Annotated in this window: 15 protein-coding genes; 6 read left to right on the top strand and 9 right to left on the bottom strand. The window is 48.7% G+C overall.

Annotated features, from left to right (window positions below; all coding sequences use genetic code 11):
* Nucleotides 1–171 precede the first annotated feature (171 nt).
* A complete protein-coding gene (gene truD, locus C6W44_RS02060; protein ID WP_105244025.1) occupies nt 172–1,365 on the top strand; it encodes a tRNA pseudouridine(13) synthase TruD in 1,194 nt (397 codons plus the stop codon).
* Here the strand turns inward: truD and C6W44_RS02065 are convergent.
* Nucleotides 1,362–2,825 carry a sensor domain-containing diguanylate cyclase gene (locus tag C6W44_RS02065; protein WP_105244026.1) on the bottom strand — a complete coding sequence of 488 codons (1,464 nt, stop codon included), beginning with the start codon at nt 2,823–2,825 and terminating at the stop codon, nt 1,362–1,364. The two genes, truD and C6W44_RS02065, sit on opposite strands and share 4 nt — an antisense overlap.
* Before the next feature lie 288 nt (nt 2,826–3,113).
* Entirely contained in the window at nt 3,114–3,995 is an 882-nt protein-coding gene (locus tag C6W44_RS02070; RefSeq protein WP_105244027.1) for a PHP domain-containing protein, read from the bottom strand.
* Between the two features lie 375 nt (nt 3,996–4,370).
* Here C6W44_RS02070 and ispZ point away from each other — a divergent pair, with 375 nt between their 5' ends.
* The 5 genes from ispZ (at nt 4,371) to C6W44_RS02095 (ending at nt 8,996) form a co-directional block, all read left to right on the top strand.
* Nucleotides 4,371–4,922 carry a septation protein IspZ gene (gene ispZ / locus C6W44_RS02075; RefSeq protein ID WP_105244028.1) on the top strand — a complete coding sequence of 184 codons (552 nt, stop codon included), beginning with the start codon at nt 4,371–4,373 and terminating at the stop codon, nt 4,920–4,922.
* Nucleotides 4,923–5,113: 191 nt separating this feature from the next.
* On the top strand, nt 5,114–5,440 hold the full coding sequence (locus C6W44_RS02080) for a YciI family protein (RefSeq protein ID WP_105244029.1): 327 nt from the start codon (nt 5,114–5,116) through the stop codon (nt 5,438–5,440).
* On the top strand, nt 5,437–5,874 hold the full coding sequence (locus tag C6W44_RS02085) for a hypothetical protein (RefSeq protein ID WP_105244030.1): 438 nt from the start codon (nt 5,437–5,439) through the stop codon (nt 5,872–5,874). Before C6W44_RS02080 ends, C6W44_RS02085 begins: the two co-directional genes overlap by 4 nt.
* Nucleotides 5,875–5,915: 41 nt before the next feature.
* Complete coding sequence (gene mnmD, locus C6W44_RS02090; RefSeq protein WP_105244031.1) at nt 5,916–8,024, top strand: tRNA (5-methylaminomethyl-2-thiouridine)(34)-methyltransferase MnmD; 2,109 nt, start codon at nt 5,916–5,918, stop codon at nt 8,022–8,024.
* Nucleotides 8,025–8,324: 300 nt separating this feature from the next.
* The gene (locus tag C6W44_RS02095; RefSeq protein WP_227526325.1) at nt 8,325–8,996 is read left to right on the top strand and encodes a hypothetical protein; all 672 of its coding nucleotides are present in this window, start codon (nt 8,325–8,327) and stop codon (nt 8,994–8,996) included.
* 142 nt (nt 8,997–9,138) lie between these two features.
* Here the strand turns inward: C6W44_RS02095 and C6W44_RS02100 are convergent, their stop codons facing one another.
* The 7 genes from C6W44_RS02100 to ffh form a co-directional block, all read right to left on the bottom strand.
* Nucleotides 9,139–9,807, bottom strand: a complete 669-nt coding sequence (locus tag C6W44_RS02100; RefSeq protein ID WP_105244033.1) for a DUF4112 domain-containing protein — start codon at nt 9,805–9,807, stop codon at nt 9,139–9,141.
* Nucleotides 9,800–10,738 carry a 4-hydroxybenzoate octaprenyltransferase gene (gene ubiA / locus C6W44_RS02105; RefSeq protein ID WP_105244034.1) on the bottom strand — a complete coding sequence of 313 codons (939 nt, stop codon included), beginning with the start codon at nt 10,736–10,738 and terminating at the stop codon, nt 9,800–9,802. The genes C6W44_RS02100 and ubiA overlap by 8 nt, the downstream gene beginning before the upstream one ends.
* A 14-nt stretch (nt 10,739–10,752) precedes the next feature.
* Nucleotides 10,753–10,935, bottom strand: a complete 183-nt coding sequence (locus C6W44_RS02110; RefSeq protein ID WP_227526326.1) for a hypothetical protein — start codon at nt 10,933–10,935, stop codon at nt 10,753–10,755.
* Between the two features lie 117 nt (nt 10,936–11,052).
* Complete coding sequence (locus C6W44_RS02115; RefSeq protein WP_105244036.1) at nt 11,053–11,949, bottom strand: class I SAM-dependent methyltransferase; 897 nt, start codon at nt 11,947–11,949, stop codon at nt 11,053–11,055.
* Between the two features lie 51 nt (nt 11,950–12,000).
* Nucleotides 12,001–12,843: an undecaprenyl-diphosphate phosphatase gene (locus tag C6W44_RS02120; RefSeq protein ID WP_105244037.1), complete on the bottom strand. Its 843-nt coding sequence runs from the start codon at nt 12,841–12,843 to the stop codon at nt 12,001–12,003.
* A gap of 81 nt (nt 12,844–12,924) precedes the next feature.
* Nucleotides 12,925–13,623: a tRNA (adenosine(37)-N6)-threonylcarbamoyltransferase complex dimerization subunit type 1 TsaB gene (gene tsaB / locus C6W44_RS02125; RefSeq protein ID WP_105244038.1), complete on the bottom strand. Its 699-nt coding sequence runs from the start codon at nt 13,621–13,623 to the stop codon at nt 12,925–12,927.
* Between the two features lie 239 nt (nt 13,624–13,862).
* A complete protein-coding gene (ffh, locus tag C6W44_RS02130) occupies nt 13,863–15,401 on the bottom strand; it encodes a signal recognition particle protein (protein ID WP_105244039.1) in 1,539 nt (512 codons plus the stop codon).
* Nucleotides 15,402–15,716 lie beyond the last annotated feature (315 nt).

Genomic DNA, 15,716 nt, shown 5'->3' on the forward strand with positions numbered 1-15,716 from the left:
GACCACTTGGCGGGCGATGTTTTTTTGTATATCTAGCGCGTTGCAAATCGTAACTTTTCAGCGGTTAATCCAAAACTCGATAGTTTAAGCGTTAAGCGTTTATGCTACTTTATTCATTGACTTATAAAAAATTTTCACTCACTCTTTTATCACCTATCAAATGACTATTTTATGACTGCTATAGAGAATCAACATCTTGACCTTACCACTATCGACTTTGCGGCAGTAACCAATTCCGCTGATCTACCTCAGCCTATGACGCCACCTATCAAACAGGCGCTCTATAAAGCTAAGCCTGAAGACTTTGTGGTCAATGAGCGGTTAGAGGTAGACTTCACAGGCGAGGGTGAGCACTTGTGGCTACATATCAAAAAATCAGGGATAAATACGGCCTATCTGGCCAAGCTGCTATCAGAATGGGCAGAGATTCCGTTGCGTGATGTCGGTTATTCGGGGCTAAAAGACCGTCATGCGCTGACGACGCAGTGGTTTAGCTTAAGAATCCCCAAAAAGCAACTGCCCAACTCTGAGTTTGCCCCAGTAGACATCAGTGACAACGAGTCCGTCACCATCATCGCCCAGCATTGGCACCACAAAAAGCTCAATCGCGGTACTCACCGCGCCAATCAATTTACCATTACCCTACGAGAAATCGAGTTTGCCAGTAATATCACAGCTACTGACGCCAAGCATGCGACCGAGCAACATCTGGCTACTATCAGCAAAACAGGCGTGCCCAATTACTTTGGCCCCCAACGTTTTGGTTATGAAGGCAACAACATCGCAGAAGCCCTACGGCTATTTGCTCGTCCCATACCGGCGAGCAAACCAAAAACTAAAAAAAGTAAACGCAAACGCGCGCCGCGTGAGCAAAACGCCATGGAGCTGTCTGCGGCTCGCAGTCTGATATTTAATGAGATATTGGCAGCCAGAGTCCGCGTAGGCAACTGGGATACTGGGCTGGCAGGTGAGGTGTTTAACTTAGACGGCTCAGGCTCGATATTTGGCAGTGAGGCAATAGATGATGCCTTACGCGCACGGATGATGAGTGGTGATATTCATCCGACTGGCGTGCTGTGGGGCGTGGGTAACGATAAGGTTAGCGGCATGGCAGCGCAGCTTGAGAGCGACATTGTAAAAAACAATGCCTTATTGACACAGCTGGCCATGGGCTTAGAGCAGCGCGATGTCAAAGCCCAGCGCCGAGCACTGCGTTTGCCGATTGAAGCGCTAAGCTGGGAGTGGTTAGATGCGTCCGATAGTAATGAGCAAGCGCTGATACTGAGCTTTACCTTGACCACTGGCAGCTTTGCCACCAGTGTATTGGCCAGCATCGTCCAGCATTTACAGTTGGGCTCAGCTTAGATACCCCACAGCATCACATGGCGGCTATTTTCGCTGTCGAACATATGATTGGCACTGACCACTTGGTCGCGGCCACGGTCTTTTGCTTCATAGAGCGCCTTGTCCGCTGTACAGATTAAACGCTGGCAAATATCAGGTGGCAAAAGGGTCTGGTACTCTGGCGGTAAAGCGGATCTGTGGTGGCGGGGTTTGCCTGCGGGCGCTGGTTGCAGCGCCGCCTCTAACTGTAGCTGCTCCGTACGGGCTTGTTTCATACACACGCTTTGTTCGTGAGTGAACGTGTATAGCCCCAAGCTTGCGGTGACACTAAACGCCTCATTATCATCGACCTTGATGATGTGCTTGCTGATATCTTTGCGGAGCTGTTCGGCGATGAGCATTGCCCCATCGTGACTCGTGGCTGGCAGGACAATCAAAAACTCTTCGCCGCCATAGCGGCTCACGATGGCCGCATCGGTCAATGCCTGCGTTAGCGTCTGCGCCACTTCAAACAACACCTGATCGCCGACCTCATGGCCATAGGTGTCATTGATGTCTTTAAACCAATCCAAATCTAGCAAGATAACGCTAAAGTCCTGCCCGTCTTGTAGCTCTTTTAGCGCCTGCTCCATCTGCGTCAAACCGTATCGACGATTTTTGAGCTGGGTTAGCTCGTCTTGATTGGCATGCTTTAATATCTCGTTTTTGCTGTCATCTAATATCAACAACAACGTACGAAACATATAAACGATAAAGATTGCTTTGGGTAAGGCCAGTAGCACGTGGGTTGCGCGCCAAAAAAACGTCGAAGAGCGCTGTAGCTCGCTGATACTCGACCAGTCTAACGTCACCCCATTAAACACCGAGGTGGCAAGCGTGTTTTCGATCGCCATCAGCTCGTTATACATCAGATAGTTTTGGCTGTCTAAAAATGGATAAACAAACGTCAGTTGACGCAAGTTGGGCAGATGAATACCGAAGTAAGGCGCCAAGATAGCCAATAAAATCAGAGCAATCTGTAGCAAAAACACACGCCACGCATAGCGGCGTTTGATCAGCATCATCCCAAGCATCGCACCGCCTACCAGCGAGACACCCGCAAACAAACTGCTATAACCGACCATGATGATCACAATGGCGATATAAAGAGTATAAGGCACCACCAACAGCAGCTGCCATTTGTTTAAGTTTTTGTTTTTTATGACAGTCGTTTGCCCTTTAAGACGCGACAGATGGCGTGCGATACCCCAAAAAAACACACCCATCACCGTAATGCCAAGCCACAGCGGATACAACAGATGAATATAAACATAAGCGCCTAAGGCATCTTGATACCACCAGACAAACGCACACCAAAGCCAGTGTAAAAACACCTCCATCAAGATAAACACTGCCAACAAAGCAGTCCTATCAGCAGCTTGCCATTCAAAGATTGCTCGTGAGAGTCGCTTGTAGCCTAAATGAAGAACCGATACAGACATAATTTGGCTACCGCAAAAAATGTAAATACACCAGACATAACATGAGTGAAAGCAACCAACGACTACAACTGCTATATAAAATAAGCGTCTATTAAATATAAGCTCAGATAGCTGCGTGCGTAAGAGATAAACGTCCTACCCATCGTACAAACGCTGGCCACCACCTAAGTGTGGCAAGATTTTTCTGAGGTTTCAATCTGTTTTGGCTATTTATTAGACAAACGCTCACCTCAAAGTGTAACCAAATAAGCGGGGGCCTCGCGCTTCTAGACAGATGTATATGAGCCGTTAGCCAAGCGTGGTAAACGACTGCCAGACGCCTTGTTGGTCAGGTGTCAATACAGGAACGTCGCCCAAGCGCCGCCACGGCATATTGCTACCATGAAAGTCACTACCAACCGAGGCGACCAAATTGTTGGCAGCGATACTACGGTCGACCATGCGGCGGGTGCTGATAGGCTCACTGGTGGCTGGCAGCTCACAACCATCACCGCCCAGCCCAGCAAACTCTTCGATCAGCTTACGCACCCGCGTGGCTGATAGATGATAACGCGTCGGATGCGCCAATACAGCCTTGCCGCCACACGCATGTATCAGCTCGATACCCTCAGCCATGCTCAGCGCATCGATTGCCACATAGGCAGGTTTATTATCCGCCAGATATTTGTCAAAGGCCTTTTGTACCGTTTTGACATCGCCGCGTTCAAACAATACCTGACCGATATGGGCGCGCCCGACCCCTTGCGGGTTGCCACCGGCTTTACCCAGTACGGCCTGCCATAGCTCCTCATAATCGAGACTTAATAACTCACTAAGCTTTTCAGTGATTTTCTGACCGCGACTGGCGCGGCTGTCTTGTAATTGCTGCAAAGTTGCGTGCATTTTATCTCGGTCAATAAAATCCAGCCCCAGCACATGGATGATTTTTTTGGTTGATTTGTTTTTGCCATAGCCGCCGCTAAGTGTATGCTCACAGCTAATCTCAACTCCATTAATCAGCTGCATACCGCAGGCCGTCGCCGCTGCCCGCGCCTCATCAATCCCTGCCAGCGTATCATGATCGGTCAATGCCAATACATTGACGCCAGCTGCGTGAGCACGTTGCACCACTTCGGTCGGTGCATAAGTACCATCAGAGCAGGTACTGTGACAATGTAAATCAAATTTCATAAAATAAGCCTTAGCTTTAATAGTATATAAAAGTATAGTCAGCTCGAAATAAAATCGATGCGCTCATATGAACGGGCAACTGATATAAGTTTTCCTTGCTTGCGGTGTCTACGCTGACAGATGCTGCGCAAAACTCATACCAGCTACACTGTATCGGTTTTAAAGTGAGTTAACGATATAAAAAGTCAATAATAAATCGGCGCGCCTGTGCATCAGCAACAACCCTTTAGCTATAGCAGTAGCACGACTGATAAGCCGCACTGACTATTGGCGCGCAGGCTTGTGATATCGTATGATTATCGCGTTGTTTGCTTTTTTTTGCCGCAGTAGACGTGTAAACTACCCCATACGTTTTTGTTGGACATCCCACTTGCTATGAAAGCCTTATTAGACTTTATTCCTTTAATTGCCTTTTTTATCGCTGCTCGTTACAGTGGTATTTTGGCGGCGGCGGGTGCGCTACTGATCGCCACCATCCTCGTTTATGCCATTCACTTCATTCGGCAAAAAGGCAAGTTTGATAAACAGCAATGGGTCGTTTTGTTATTGACCATTTTGTTCTGTGGTGGCACGTTATTGCTGCGTGATGATGTCTATCTACGCTGGAAGTCGCCAATCATCAACGGCATCTTTGCCTTAACGCTGATTGTCAGTGCCGCGTTCAATAAACCCTTGATGCAGCTGGCCATGAAAGATGTCTTTTCACTGACGATGAGCGGCTGGAAAAAACTGACTGTCGCGTGGGGGTTGTTTTTTGCCTTTATGGGCATTTTGCATTATATCACAGCGTTTATGATGTCAGATGAAGCCTGGATCAACTTTAAAACTTATGGCTGGATTCCAATTATGTTGGTGTTTGTCGTCGCTCAGTTTGCAGTACTAAAAAAGCATCTCAATCCAGCATTGACGGACAAGTCGGCAAAGTAGCAAAGTCGCGCGCGTTATTATTTCTATAATTTTATAATAATTTGCAGCGCCAGCTAAATGCCAATCGCGACCATCATGATGCCATCTTGGCACAGTTGTATCGATACTCGCGATTTTTTATCAGCTCATGTGGTTAGAGCGTGTTGAACATTCACCCCTTTTATTTACTGTTTATTTTATGAGGAAGTCTCATGTCCTTATTTGCCATCATCGGTCATGACGTAGCCGATAGCCACGCGCAGCGTCAACTTACCCGCGCTGAGCACGTCGCCCGTCTGCAGGCACTCGACCAAGAAAACCGCCTAATTATCGCAGGCCCTACCCCTATCGAACACGGTTTGGAGGCAATGTCAGGTAGCTTAATCATCGCTGACTTTGAGTCTATCGAGGCGGCGCAGGCGTGGGCAAACGACGAGCCCTACCTACGTGATGGCGTCTATAGCCATGTCGATATCAGACCTTTTATTCATACGTTGCCAAAATCTGGTAACGGCGCTGCACAAGTGACCAAACCGTGAGCCGATACCCCTCTGTACTAAATACGCTTGGCTCTACGTCTGCGCTTGCTGGAGTGTTGTTGGTCATGGCGCTGGCCGCGCAGTCTGCTTATGCAGCGCCGAGCGTCACCGATACGGCTGCCAGCACTGCCGCCCCTTTGGTAGAGCAAGCCGCACCGCCTGCAGCGGGTGCCAATACCAGCCTTGATATTAATAACACCTTGGCCGCGCAGTTGCAGCCGTCCAGTCAAGCGCTCTCCGATGCCAATCAGCAGCTCCTTAGCCGTAATGCCGAATTGCAGCGGCAAGTGAATGACTTACAAACCCAAGTCAATGTCTTGATATATGAGAGTAAGGGCCAGTTGTTTTTATATGGCGCTTTTACGGTTTTGATCAGCTTGCTTGTGGGTATTTTTATCTCGTGGCTTGTGTTTGTCCGCCGTGAGCGCTGGTAGTTTTATTTATCGTCTTTTTGCTTTGTCTGATGTGACCATTTATGTCTAACGCCGCCCCAAAAAACAGCAGTACATCTGCCTCCTTGCCAGATAAACAGCCAGATACTCTGTCGCCAAACAGTCATTCACCACAGCTTTCTGCCATCCGCCCTGCTAAGATTGACTGGCAAATGGATGACACGGGCAATCAGGTACCGGTATCTGGTGAGTTTGGTGATGTGTATTTTTCCCATGCTGACGGTCTCGCAGAGTCGCGCTACGTGTTTTTGGCACACAACCAACTCGCCGAGCGCTTGGCAAACCTTGCGCCAATGCAATGCTTTAGCATCGCGGAGTTGGGACTTGGCACAGGGCTAAATTTATTGGCAACGTGGCAGCTCTGGCGTGCGCTGCGTGACATGCATCCGCACTTAGCCACAGCGAAGCTGCATTTTATTACCACAGAAAAATTCCCGATACCGCTCACGGATCTTACTCAAATTTTAGCCTTATGGGCACAGCGGGCGCCTGAGCTGGCCGAGCTGATTGAGCAATTTTTGGCCGCCTATCCGCCGCTCATCGCAGGCTGTCATCGCTTGCGTTTTTTCGATGACAACTTAACGGTCGATATATGGTTGGGCGATGCCGCGGATAGCTTGGCAAAATTGGCATCAGGGACGTACCTAACGCCAGCGCCTGCTGTCGATGCTTGGTATCTGGACGGATTTGCGCCGTCGTGCAACAGCACCTTATGGGCTCAAAATGTCTTTGCACAAATTCAGCGTCTCTCCCGCTCTGGCACAACCGCGGCCACTTATAGCTGCGCCGGCATCGTCAAACGGGCGCTACAGAGCTGCGGCTTTGAGATCAAAAAAGTCAAAGGCTTTGGCCGCAAGCGTGAGATGCTCACTGCCATCATGCCAGCGCCAGTAAGCGATGAGATATCTGACCACACTGATAATCGAACGGCTGACCACCAAGCTATAGATAATGGCCATAGTATCGTCATTGGTGCTGGCATCTCAGGGCTGATGATGGCGTGGACGCTGGCCAATCGCGGTGTCCAGGTGACCTTGCTGGATAAAACGGCACCGTTGGCAGGGGCGTCAGGCAATCCGCGCGCCCTACTCGCGCCCAAAATGACGCCCATCAATCATGTCGACGAGCATCTGCATACTATCGGCTATCTCTATAGTAGCAGACTATATCGAACGCTCAATGACAAGGCTACGCAGCAGCAGCTAGCGCCAGTGCTTGAGCCGACAGGCGCGCTCGATTTGCTGATAAAAGCCAATATCGACACCGAGCAGATTGCAGATTATCCAGATGAAATGGCCACCACGCTACCACTTGCGCAGGCACAAAGCATCAGCGGACTAACCACGCAAGACTTAACAGAAAACTTATATTTACCACAGTCTGGCTTGGTCAATCCGCACGCCTTAAAAGACGTCGTTCTGACGCATCCGCTCATCCGCTTTCAGCAAATAGACGTTTACGATATTAGCGAGACGGCGCAAACCGCTACGATTAAAGGTAATGATCAAGCAAACAACACCGTCTCTCTTGATGCCGATAACGTGGTGATTTGCGCCGCATTTGAGAGCCATAAGCTAGATCGGCGCATTTTTGATTGCCGTAAAATACGTGGTCAGCTCTCTTGGTTTACGCCGACCGCCGCTAAGCTTACAAACTTACCGAAAGTACCACTTAAATACAGCGGTTACTGTGCCCCATTTACCGCGCACGCTGGCGATAACGAGTTAAATGATGTGGTAGAAGGTGCAACGCATTTATTGTTAGGAGCGAGTTTTGTGCGTAATGACACAGGCACCGATATTCGTGATGAAGAGCATCAGATTAGCCGCGACAAGCTCGTCACTGCCATTCCTGAGATGGCAGCCATGATTCCAACAGATACCGCTCTGTGGCGGGGACGTGCAGGCATTCGCACGCAAACGCCTGATTACCACCCCATGGTTGGGCTGTTGGTAGATAGTAAGCGGCTTTGGACAATGAGTGCAATGGGCGCAAAAGGCTACGCATTAGCCCCAATATGCGCTGAAGCATTGGCAGATATGATGCTCGGCTCGTTTGCACCGTTGTCGGCAGCGATGCAAGCACGCCTATCAACGAACCGCACGCGCTTGCAAACGCCGCTTGCAGACTAGGGCGTGTCCTCATTTTGAAAATGGTGATAAAAATGAGATAAATAGCCGTCAAACAAGGAAGATAGCGCAGATAATATCGAGATATTCGTCAGCTATTTGACACCGTTTGACCAGATTTAGCCATTTTTAGCCCATTTATATGGCTATCGATTGAATTGAGGACACGCGCTAGTTTAAAGAAAATACCATCACAAAGAAAACCGCTATTTATACTATAAAATACCATTAGCGTGATCGTGGATTGTTCCTATTGGTTTACTGTGCTTAAATATCGCTATCTTACCAGACAAGCAGCGCCTTATGACGACCCTAGCCCCCACATTGACGAGCTTTCTAAGAGCCATCCCTTCAAGTGCCATGTCCCAACAGGCGCGGCGCCTTTATCTTTTGTTGCCTGCTGCCGTGCTCAGCCTGCAACTAGCAGCTTGTCAAGAAACGCCCGCGCCTACTGACGATACTCAAACTGAGATCCGCACCCAACCAGTAGCGACCACAAATACTGATATCGATCGTGCTGGTAGCGATAAAGCACAAACGGCGCACACTCAGATTGCGCCAGCAACAGCGACCGACCATGATGTCAACCTAACGGAATTAGAAAGCGATCTTGACGATGCAGCGCCGGCTGCCTCCGATACACCGGATACACCGCCTACCCCAAACCCAGAGCAAGCCATTAAAGGCGCGCAAATCACCGACGTGCGTTATATAAGCGCAGCTGGCGAGTCATTATCCGTCACTTTTGAGACCTCGGCGGCGGGCGTACTCAATGCCATTGTCACCCTGCCCAATCAACCAAAGATGACCCTAAGCGCCCCAGAAGGCCAAGGCAATAACCCCACATATCGCTCAGCCGATGGTAGCATCCAATTGGTGAGTCATGCAGGTGGCGGTACCATTGATCTTATCCAAAACAATAAAGTCAAAAGCTTTGATGCAGTCAGTGCTGAAGCAGAAGTCATCACTGAATAAAACCTAAACATGTACTTTATCTAAATCGGTATTTAAAACTAAAAAAAAGCGGCAAAAGCTATTATCGTTGCCGCTTTTTTTATCTCTATTTACTGGTCTCTACTCACTCGTATTTACTTAACTTTCTGGTAGATGATTTTATTTAGCCAAAACCCGTTGTCTTGCCAAACACCTCGACCAACCAACTCATAAGTGCCCATAGCCCCCACGCGATCATCGCGATGACGATAAGGCCGATAATATCAGGAATATGCAAGTATATCCAAGCGACGACTGGATTGCGCCAAATCGCATTCTGCCGCTGCTTATCCTCTAGGCTCTGATGCAAAAACGGCCGATCCATATGCATGGTTTCGGTGATGCCATATTCATCGTGTAGATGCTCATGGACGATGCCCAAGGTCTTGCGGCTAGGACGAATAAAAATATCTAGCAATGTCCCAATGCCCGGCACGATACCGACCACCATATCAATCAGCGCCAGTCTCACTGCAGGCGTCATCTTATGTGCTGGTACGCCTAGCTGACGACCTAATATAAAGGCATAGCTGGTCAACGCCAGCCCCGCCAAATCCCCTGCTAGCGGAATGGTGGATAGCGCCGCATCCGCGCCTAAGCCCTGCTTAGTGAAAGGTATGCGCACCACCGAATCCATAGTATTAGCGAATTTGGCAAGCTTACGCTCAGTAGCAATAACCTCTTCGCGGGTCAAGCCATGCTCAGCAAGATTAATCTCATAAGCCGTTTGTACTTCATTAACTACAGGCTTCTTAGTCGAGCGTCGCTTCAATGACTCAGAGAATTTACCCATTGAAAGTCGTCCATAGACAAGAGATAGCGGTTAAGACAAAGACGTAACGCCCGACCCAGATATTCGCCAAAAAAGCTTGGAAACAAGGTATCGGCTGACGGCTAGCGCAGGCGCTGTTTTGCTTAGCGAACATCATTGCTACTAAGGCTAAGCCAAAGATAGGAATGATATTTAAGCTCGTTGGGGCAAAATAATGCCACATCACCACACCCATAATGAGCAAAAATAGCATCTGTAGCAGCGAGATGATAACGACATCATAGCGGCCAAAGAGTATCGCTGTGGATTTAACCCCAATTTTTAAATCGTCCTCACGATCTGCCATGGCATACTGGGTATCATATGCTACCGTCCAGCACATATAAGCGATAAACAACAGCCAACACCAGATGTCAGGCGCACCTTGTACCGCCACATAAGCCATCGGTATCGCCCAGCCAAACGCTGCAGCCAAAAACACTTGCGGCAAATGGGTATAGCGCTTCATAAACGGATAAATAAACGCTAGCACTACTGCACCAAGCGACCAATAGAAAACTTGTATCGGTAAAAAAAACAATAGACAAGCACTGACAGTCACCAATATTAAAAACGCGGCGACTGCCTCACGACCTGACAGACGACCGTCAGCAAGCGGCCTGCCTTTCGTGCGCGTCACATGACCATCGACTTTACGATCGGCAAAGTCATTAATCGCGCAGCCTGCCGCCCGCATCAAAATCGCCCCGAGCGCAAATAATACAAATACTTTTAGGCTGGGCAAGCCTGCTACCGCCCCTTGCTGCTGCGCCTCACCCATCGCCGCCAGCATCACGCCCCAAAGCGTCGGCCACAAAAGTAGCTCAATACCGACTGGCTTATCAAAGCGCGTCAACTGCATATAGGCATGCAGCTTGTCTTTTAGGCTTAACTCTAAGGGCGTACTACTCATAACTTTGATGCTCTTTATAGGTTCTCATACAGACTATTGGCTTCGATTAACGACAACTCAGGATACTGCTTACGTAATGCCTTGATTGCTGCAACTTTATTGTCTTGGACGTTTTGCTGACGTAGATAGTTCATATATTCTTGCGGACTGCGTAGCTTTTTAAGCTCGCCTTCTAAACGCAAAATACGGGTGCGCAAAAATATATTTATTAATAATAATGCGGCTCCTACCGCCCAAACTATGATGGTTAAAATTGCTCTCTCCTAAGCTGACTGCTACTAAAGATCAATATAAACATAATGACTCATATTCCACTAAACGAAATAACCATCAAAGCGGACGGCTGCATTATGCCAACTCTCATCGGGATTTTGCTGAGACAAAAATGGCGCTTGCTGCGGACGCTTGACGATAACCCGTCCTCGTCCTTCTTGATTATCGGCCACCACGGCCTGCGCTTTATTTAGTAATGCCATCTCTTCATCTAAAGTCGGCGGATGAGCGAGGTGATGCAGCGCTTGCATCTGCTTGCCTACTTTTGCGCCTTTGCCAGTCTTACTATCTTGATAGCTGTCTTCTGGAAACATCGGATCTAGATAGACCACATCGACGGCTTTAGTCGCACCTGTCATATCAGCTGGTAAGGTGGCAAAGTAGCTGAGCGCATCGGTGTTGACAATTTGCAGACGGCTCATCAGCTTTTGCCAATTGGGCTGTGCACTCATTCGCTGCTGCTCTACCAACAATAGCAATGCCATCAACGGCTGCTGCTCGAGCATGGTGACTTGAGCACCGGTGCTAGCCAATATCAAACTGTCATGACCAAAGCCTGCGGTGGCATCAATCACACGGCTGTCCGCTGTGACCTTCGCTGCTTGCAGCAATAGCTCAGATTTGCGCCCTGCACTGACCACGCGGCGCTGCAATTTATCCCACTCTGGCGCCACGCTTAGCCCATCGCTCAGCCACGATAGCTTGTCTTTTTGATCCAATACTAAAATAGGTACGCTGGAGGTTTGGCTTAACTGCTGGCGACGTTTTTGAGTGAGCTTATCGTGCAATCGCTCAGTATTTAAGACAATGGGCAGCTGGTGCTGTACTATCAAGGCTTGCAAGCGCTCAATCTGTGCTTGCTGGCTATCGCTGATATAAAACAGGTGACAGTAACTTTGCACATTAGGAGGGTTAACTGCTGGTCGCGGCGCGCTCATGACTATTTCTCTCTATTTATTGCCTGTATAACCACAAATCATCGCGCACATTTAACCTACCATTTGATAGCCAAATAGCCAAGACGCCAACAGTACGATGACTCCTGTGATAATCCGTAGCCATGCAAAAATCGTAAAATCACGGCGACTCACCCATGCCACCAGCCAGCGTATACATAGTAGCGCTACGATAAAGGACACGACAGTGCCTATCGCTAATACCAGCCAATCTTCACTGCTAGCCAGTACCTCATGATGCTTCGCTAAATCAAGCAAGCCTGCACCAACGATCACTGGGATACCCAAAAAGAAAGAAAACTCTGCCGAAGCCTTGCGCGAGACGCCAAGCCAAAGCGCACCAATGATGGTCGCCCCTGAGCGAGAGGTTCCTGGAATGAGAGCCAGACATTGAAACAACCCTATCATCAGCGCTGTCTTTAGACTGACGTCTTCAGCCTCACACGCAATGACGGTCTTAGGGCGTTTTTCGACATAAAAAATCAGCAGACCACCGATGATAAGCATGATGGCGACTGTGATCGGATTAAACAGATAAGTCTTAATCTCATCGGCAAAGGTAAAGCCCACCAGCATCACCGGAATGGTGGCGACAATCAGACTCAGCCCCAGCTGCCGTGGGTTGCTCATGCCAGCGGCCTTGCCAGTCAGCAGACCCATAAACGCTTGCCAGAGCCTTCCCCAGTAGTCATAAATGACCGCCAAAATCGCACCAAGCTGCACCACCACCACAAACAAATCAACTTTGTCTTTGCTCCAAAACCCCATGACATCGGCTGACAAAATCATATAGCCGGTACTAGAGATGGGCAAAAACTCAGTGATACCTTCAACGATACCCATGATGACAGCTTGAATTAATAAAATGATATCCACGGTGGTATTCCTAAACCCAGATTGACAGGTGACTGAGTATAATGTTTGCGGTGTTGTTATCGTCTATACGGCTAGCCGCAGTTAGGCTTTGCCTTGCTCTTTGAGGGTTTTCCATGCTTGGTTGCGCAGATACTTTGGTAGTGCATTTGCCGCATCGGTACCGCCAGTACGCATAAATTGGGCGATACCAATCTGCCCTATCACCACGGCATTCGGCCAGACATCATCATGACACACCTGCTCCTCTTGTGGTTTGAGTAATACTGAGCCGTTACCAGCGATAGGTAAATTCAGCGTCGTCTGACTGTCATAATCGAGCAGCTGCTCTGTGCTGTCGTCATCCGCCGTCGACACTGGCTGCATAATGGCGGCTGTCTCTTCAGTCTGCTTTATTTTATAGTGACCAAAATATACTTGCTGCATCCGCGCATCAAGGGCGCTATAAACCTCTGTGACGCCATACTGCTGATACGCGCACTGGGCAATGGCCTGCAGGCTTGAGACACCGACGCAAGGCAAATCATGCGCCACAGACAACGCTTGCACCACGGCGGTATTGATACGTATGCCGCTAAACGCGCCAGGACCACGGTTAAATATCAATGCTTGTATATCCGCAAGCTTTAGATTGGCCTCCAACAAGGCGGCATCAATCATTGGCAAGATTTGCTGGGTTTGCTGACGTTTGCCGCTCTCTGTATGAGCGGACAATACCTGTCCACTGGCATCTAAAACGGCGATCGAACACTGATCAAATACGGTATCCATTGCTAAAAACATCACAACCTCGATTTTGTCGCTCGGCACAAAACTTATGCCCTAATAAATCAGCGCCTATCATAGCATTTAGGATAGGCAAGTTTTATGAATTTCTACGTTTTTCATACTTTCTTTATCAGTACCAACCCACGCTTGGCAAACAGAAAAGACCCCAAAGCCGTCACAGCTTTGAGGTCTCTTTGATGGTCGTTATACTTGCCGTATTTATAATACTGACGACCATGCCTGCCAATCAAGGCTTAAAAGCGCGTTTTGAACTTTTTGGGCGCTTGGTTTTGTAGCTCTTGCATCTGCTTTTGCATCTCTTCGGTGCTCGGCATGTTGTTTGGATCTAGCCCCATTTGCTTTGCCATCTGTGCAGGATTCACGTCTTTAGCGCCGCCTTGCTGACCACCGCCAAACAGTGGACCGCCGCCAGATCCACCGCCGCCCATCAAGCCTTGCATCGACTTCATCATTTTACTGATGCCTTCTGGCTTTGAGATCATTTTCATCATCTTTGCCATTTGCTTGTGCTGCTTTAGTAAGCGGTTGACGTCCTGAATCTCACGACCTGAACCTGCAGCGATGCGGCGCTTACGGCTTGGATTGATTTTATCTGGGTTTTTACGCTCAAAGGGCGTCATAGAGTTAATCAACGCCTCCATTTCACGTACTTTTTCTTCAGGCTTAGCGTCTTCGACCGCTTTTTGTATGTCTGAGCCGCCCATACCTGGCATCTTGTCCAAAAAGCCTGCCATGCCGCCCATGCTCTTCATTTGCTGAAATTGAGTCAATAGATCCTCAAGGTCAAAATCGCCGCCCTTTTGTATCTTTTTCGCCATTTTTTCGGCTTTATCACGGTCGATTTTTTGTTCGACTTCTTCGACCAGACTCAGTACATCACCCATACCGAGGATACGCTGGGCGATACGCTCAGGATGAAAGAGCTCTAAGGCGTCCAGCTTTTCGCCGCGACCCAAAAACTTAATCGGCTTGCCTGTGATGGCACGTACAGACAACGCCGCACCGCCGCGCGCATCACCATCGGTCTTGGTGAGGATAACGCCTGTCAGCGGTAGCGCATCATTAAAGGCTTTGGCAGTGTTGGCGGCATCTTGACCCGTCATCGCATCGACGACAAACAACGTCTCAGACGGATTGACCGCAGCCGTTAATGCCTTGATCTCATCCATCATGGTGTCGTCAATGTGCAAACGACCCGCGGTATCGATGATCAAGATATCTTGGTATTGGATTTTGGCTTCTTCGATGGCGCGGCGGGCAATATCTATCGGGTTTTCATCCGTGCTTGAGTTGACAAACTTGGCATTGACCTGACCGGCCACCTGCTCAAGCTGCTTAATTGCGGCTGGACGATAGACGTCGGCTGAGACCAGCATGACTTTTTTCTTTTGCCGCTCTTGTAAGTACTTGGCAAGCTTACCTGCCGTGGTGGTTTTACCCGCCCCTTGTAGGCCTGCTAATAGATAGACAACCGGCGGTTTACCAGTCATCTCAAGCGTTTGGTTGGCACTGCCCATCATCTCGGTCAGCTCGTCATGGACGATTTTGACAAAGGCTTGGCCCGGTGCCAGCTCTTTTAGCACCTCAGCACCCAGTGCCTGCTCTTTGACACGTTTGACAAAGTCACGGGTGACAGGTAGCGCCACATCAGCCTCTAGTAATGCCATACGCACTTCGCGCAGCGTGTCTTTGATATTGTCTTCAGTCAGTTGTCCAGATCCTACGATATTACGTAGGCTCGACGATAAGCGTTCTGTTAAGGTATCAAACATAAATAACTCTCAGTTAAAATAATACAGTTAAAATAGTTGTTCGTTAAATCAGCGCTTAGTAAACCAGTTAACCGATTTATCAATAATATCAGGGTGTCTGAACATATTAAGGGATGCTTTTGGCACAAACCCTTATGAGATGGCCACAAAAAACAGCAGATAATCCTTACTATACCATTAAGACGATACGGTACTTATGGTCGTTTTGCAGAGGTTTAAACCGTTTGCAACCCCCTTGCTGCGGATAATGCGGCCACCAAGCATTTATCAAGAATAAGTAAGATGGTGCTCAATTGCCACCCATTTTATGATAAA

It is taken from the genome of Psychrobacter sp. Marseille-P5312 (assembly GCF_900291405.1).
Taxonomy (GTDB): domain Bacteria; phylum Pseudomonadota; class Gammaproteobacteria; order Pseudomonadales; family Moraxellaceae; genus Psychrobacter; species Psychrobacter celer.

Excerpts from the sequence above, each read along its gene's own strand:
- truD (WP_105244025.1), top strand. The coding sequence starts at position 172 with ATGACTGCTATAGAGAATCAACATCTTGACCTTACCACTATCGACTTT.
- C6W44_RS02065 (WP_105244026.1), bottom strand. The coding sequence starts at position 2,825 with ATGTCTGTATCGGTTCTTCATTTAGGCTACAAGCGACTCTCACGAGCA.
- C6W44_RS02070 (WP_105244027.1), bottom strand. The coding sequence starts at position 3,995 with ATGAAATTTGATTTACATTGTCACAGTACCTGCTCTGATGGTACTTAT.
- ispZ (WP_105244028.1), top strand. The coding sequence starts at position 4,371 with ATGAAAGCCTTATTAGACTTTATTCCTTTAATTGCCTTTTTTATCGCT.
- C6W44_RS02080 (WP_105244029.1), top strand. The coding sequence starts at position 5,114 with ATGTCCTTATTTGCCATCATCGGTCATGACGTAGCCGATAGCCACGCG.
- mnmD (WP_105244031.1), top strand. The coding sequence starts at position 5,916 with ATGTCTAACGCCGCCCCAAAAAACAGCAGTACATCTGCCTCCTTGCCA.
- C6W44_RS02095 (WP_227526325.1), top strand. The coding sequence starts at position 8,325 with ATGACGACCCTAGCCCCCACATTGACGAGCTTTCTAAGAGCCATCCCT.
- C6W44_RS02100 (WP_105244033.1), bottom strand. The coding sequence starts at position 9,807 with ATGGGTAAATTCTCTGAGTCATTGAAGCGACGCTCGACTAAGAAGCCT.
- ubiA (WP_105244034.1), bottom strand. The coding sequence starts at position 10,738 with ATGAGTAGTACGCCCTTAGAGTTAAGCCTAAAAGACAAGCTGCATGCC.
- C6W44_RS02115 (WP_105244036.1), bottom strand. The coding sequence starts at position 11,949 with ATGAGCGCGCCGCGACCAGCAGTTAACCCTCCTAATGTGCAAAGTTAC.
- tsaB (WP_105244038.1), bottom strand. The coding sequence starts at position 13,623 with ATGTTTTTAGCAATGGATACCGTATTTGATCAGTGTTCGATCGCCGTT.
- ffh (WP_105244039.1), bottom strand. The coding sequence starts at position 15,401 with ATGTTTGATACCTTAACAGAACGCTTATCGTCGAGCCTACGTAATATC.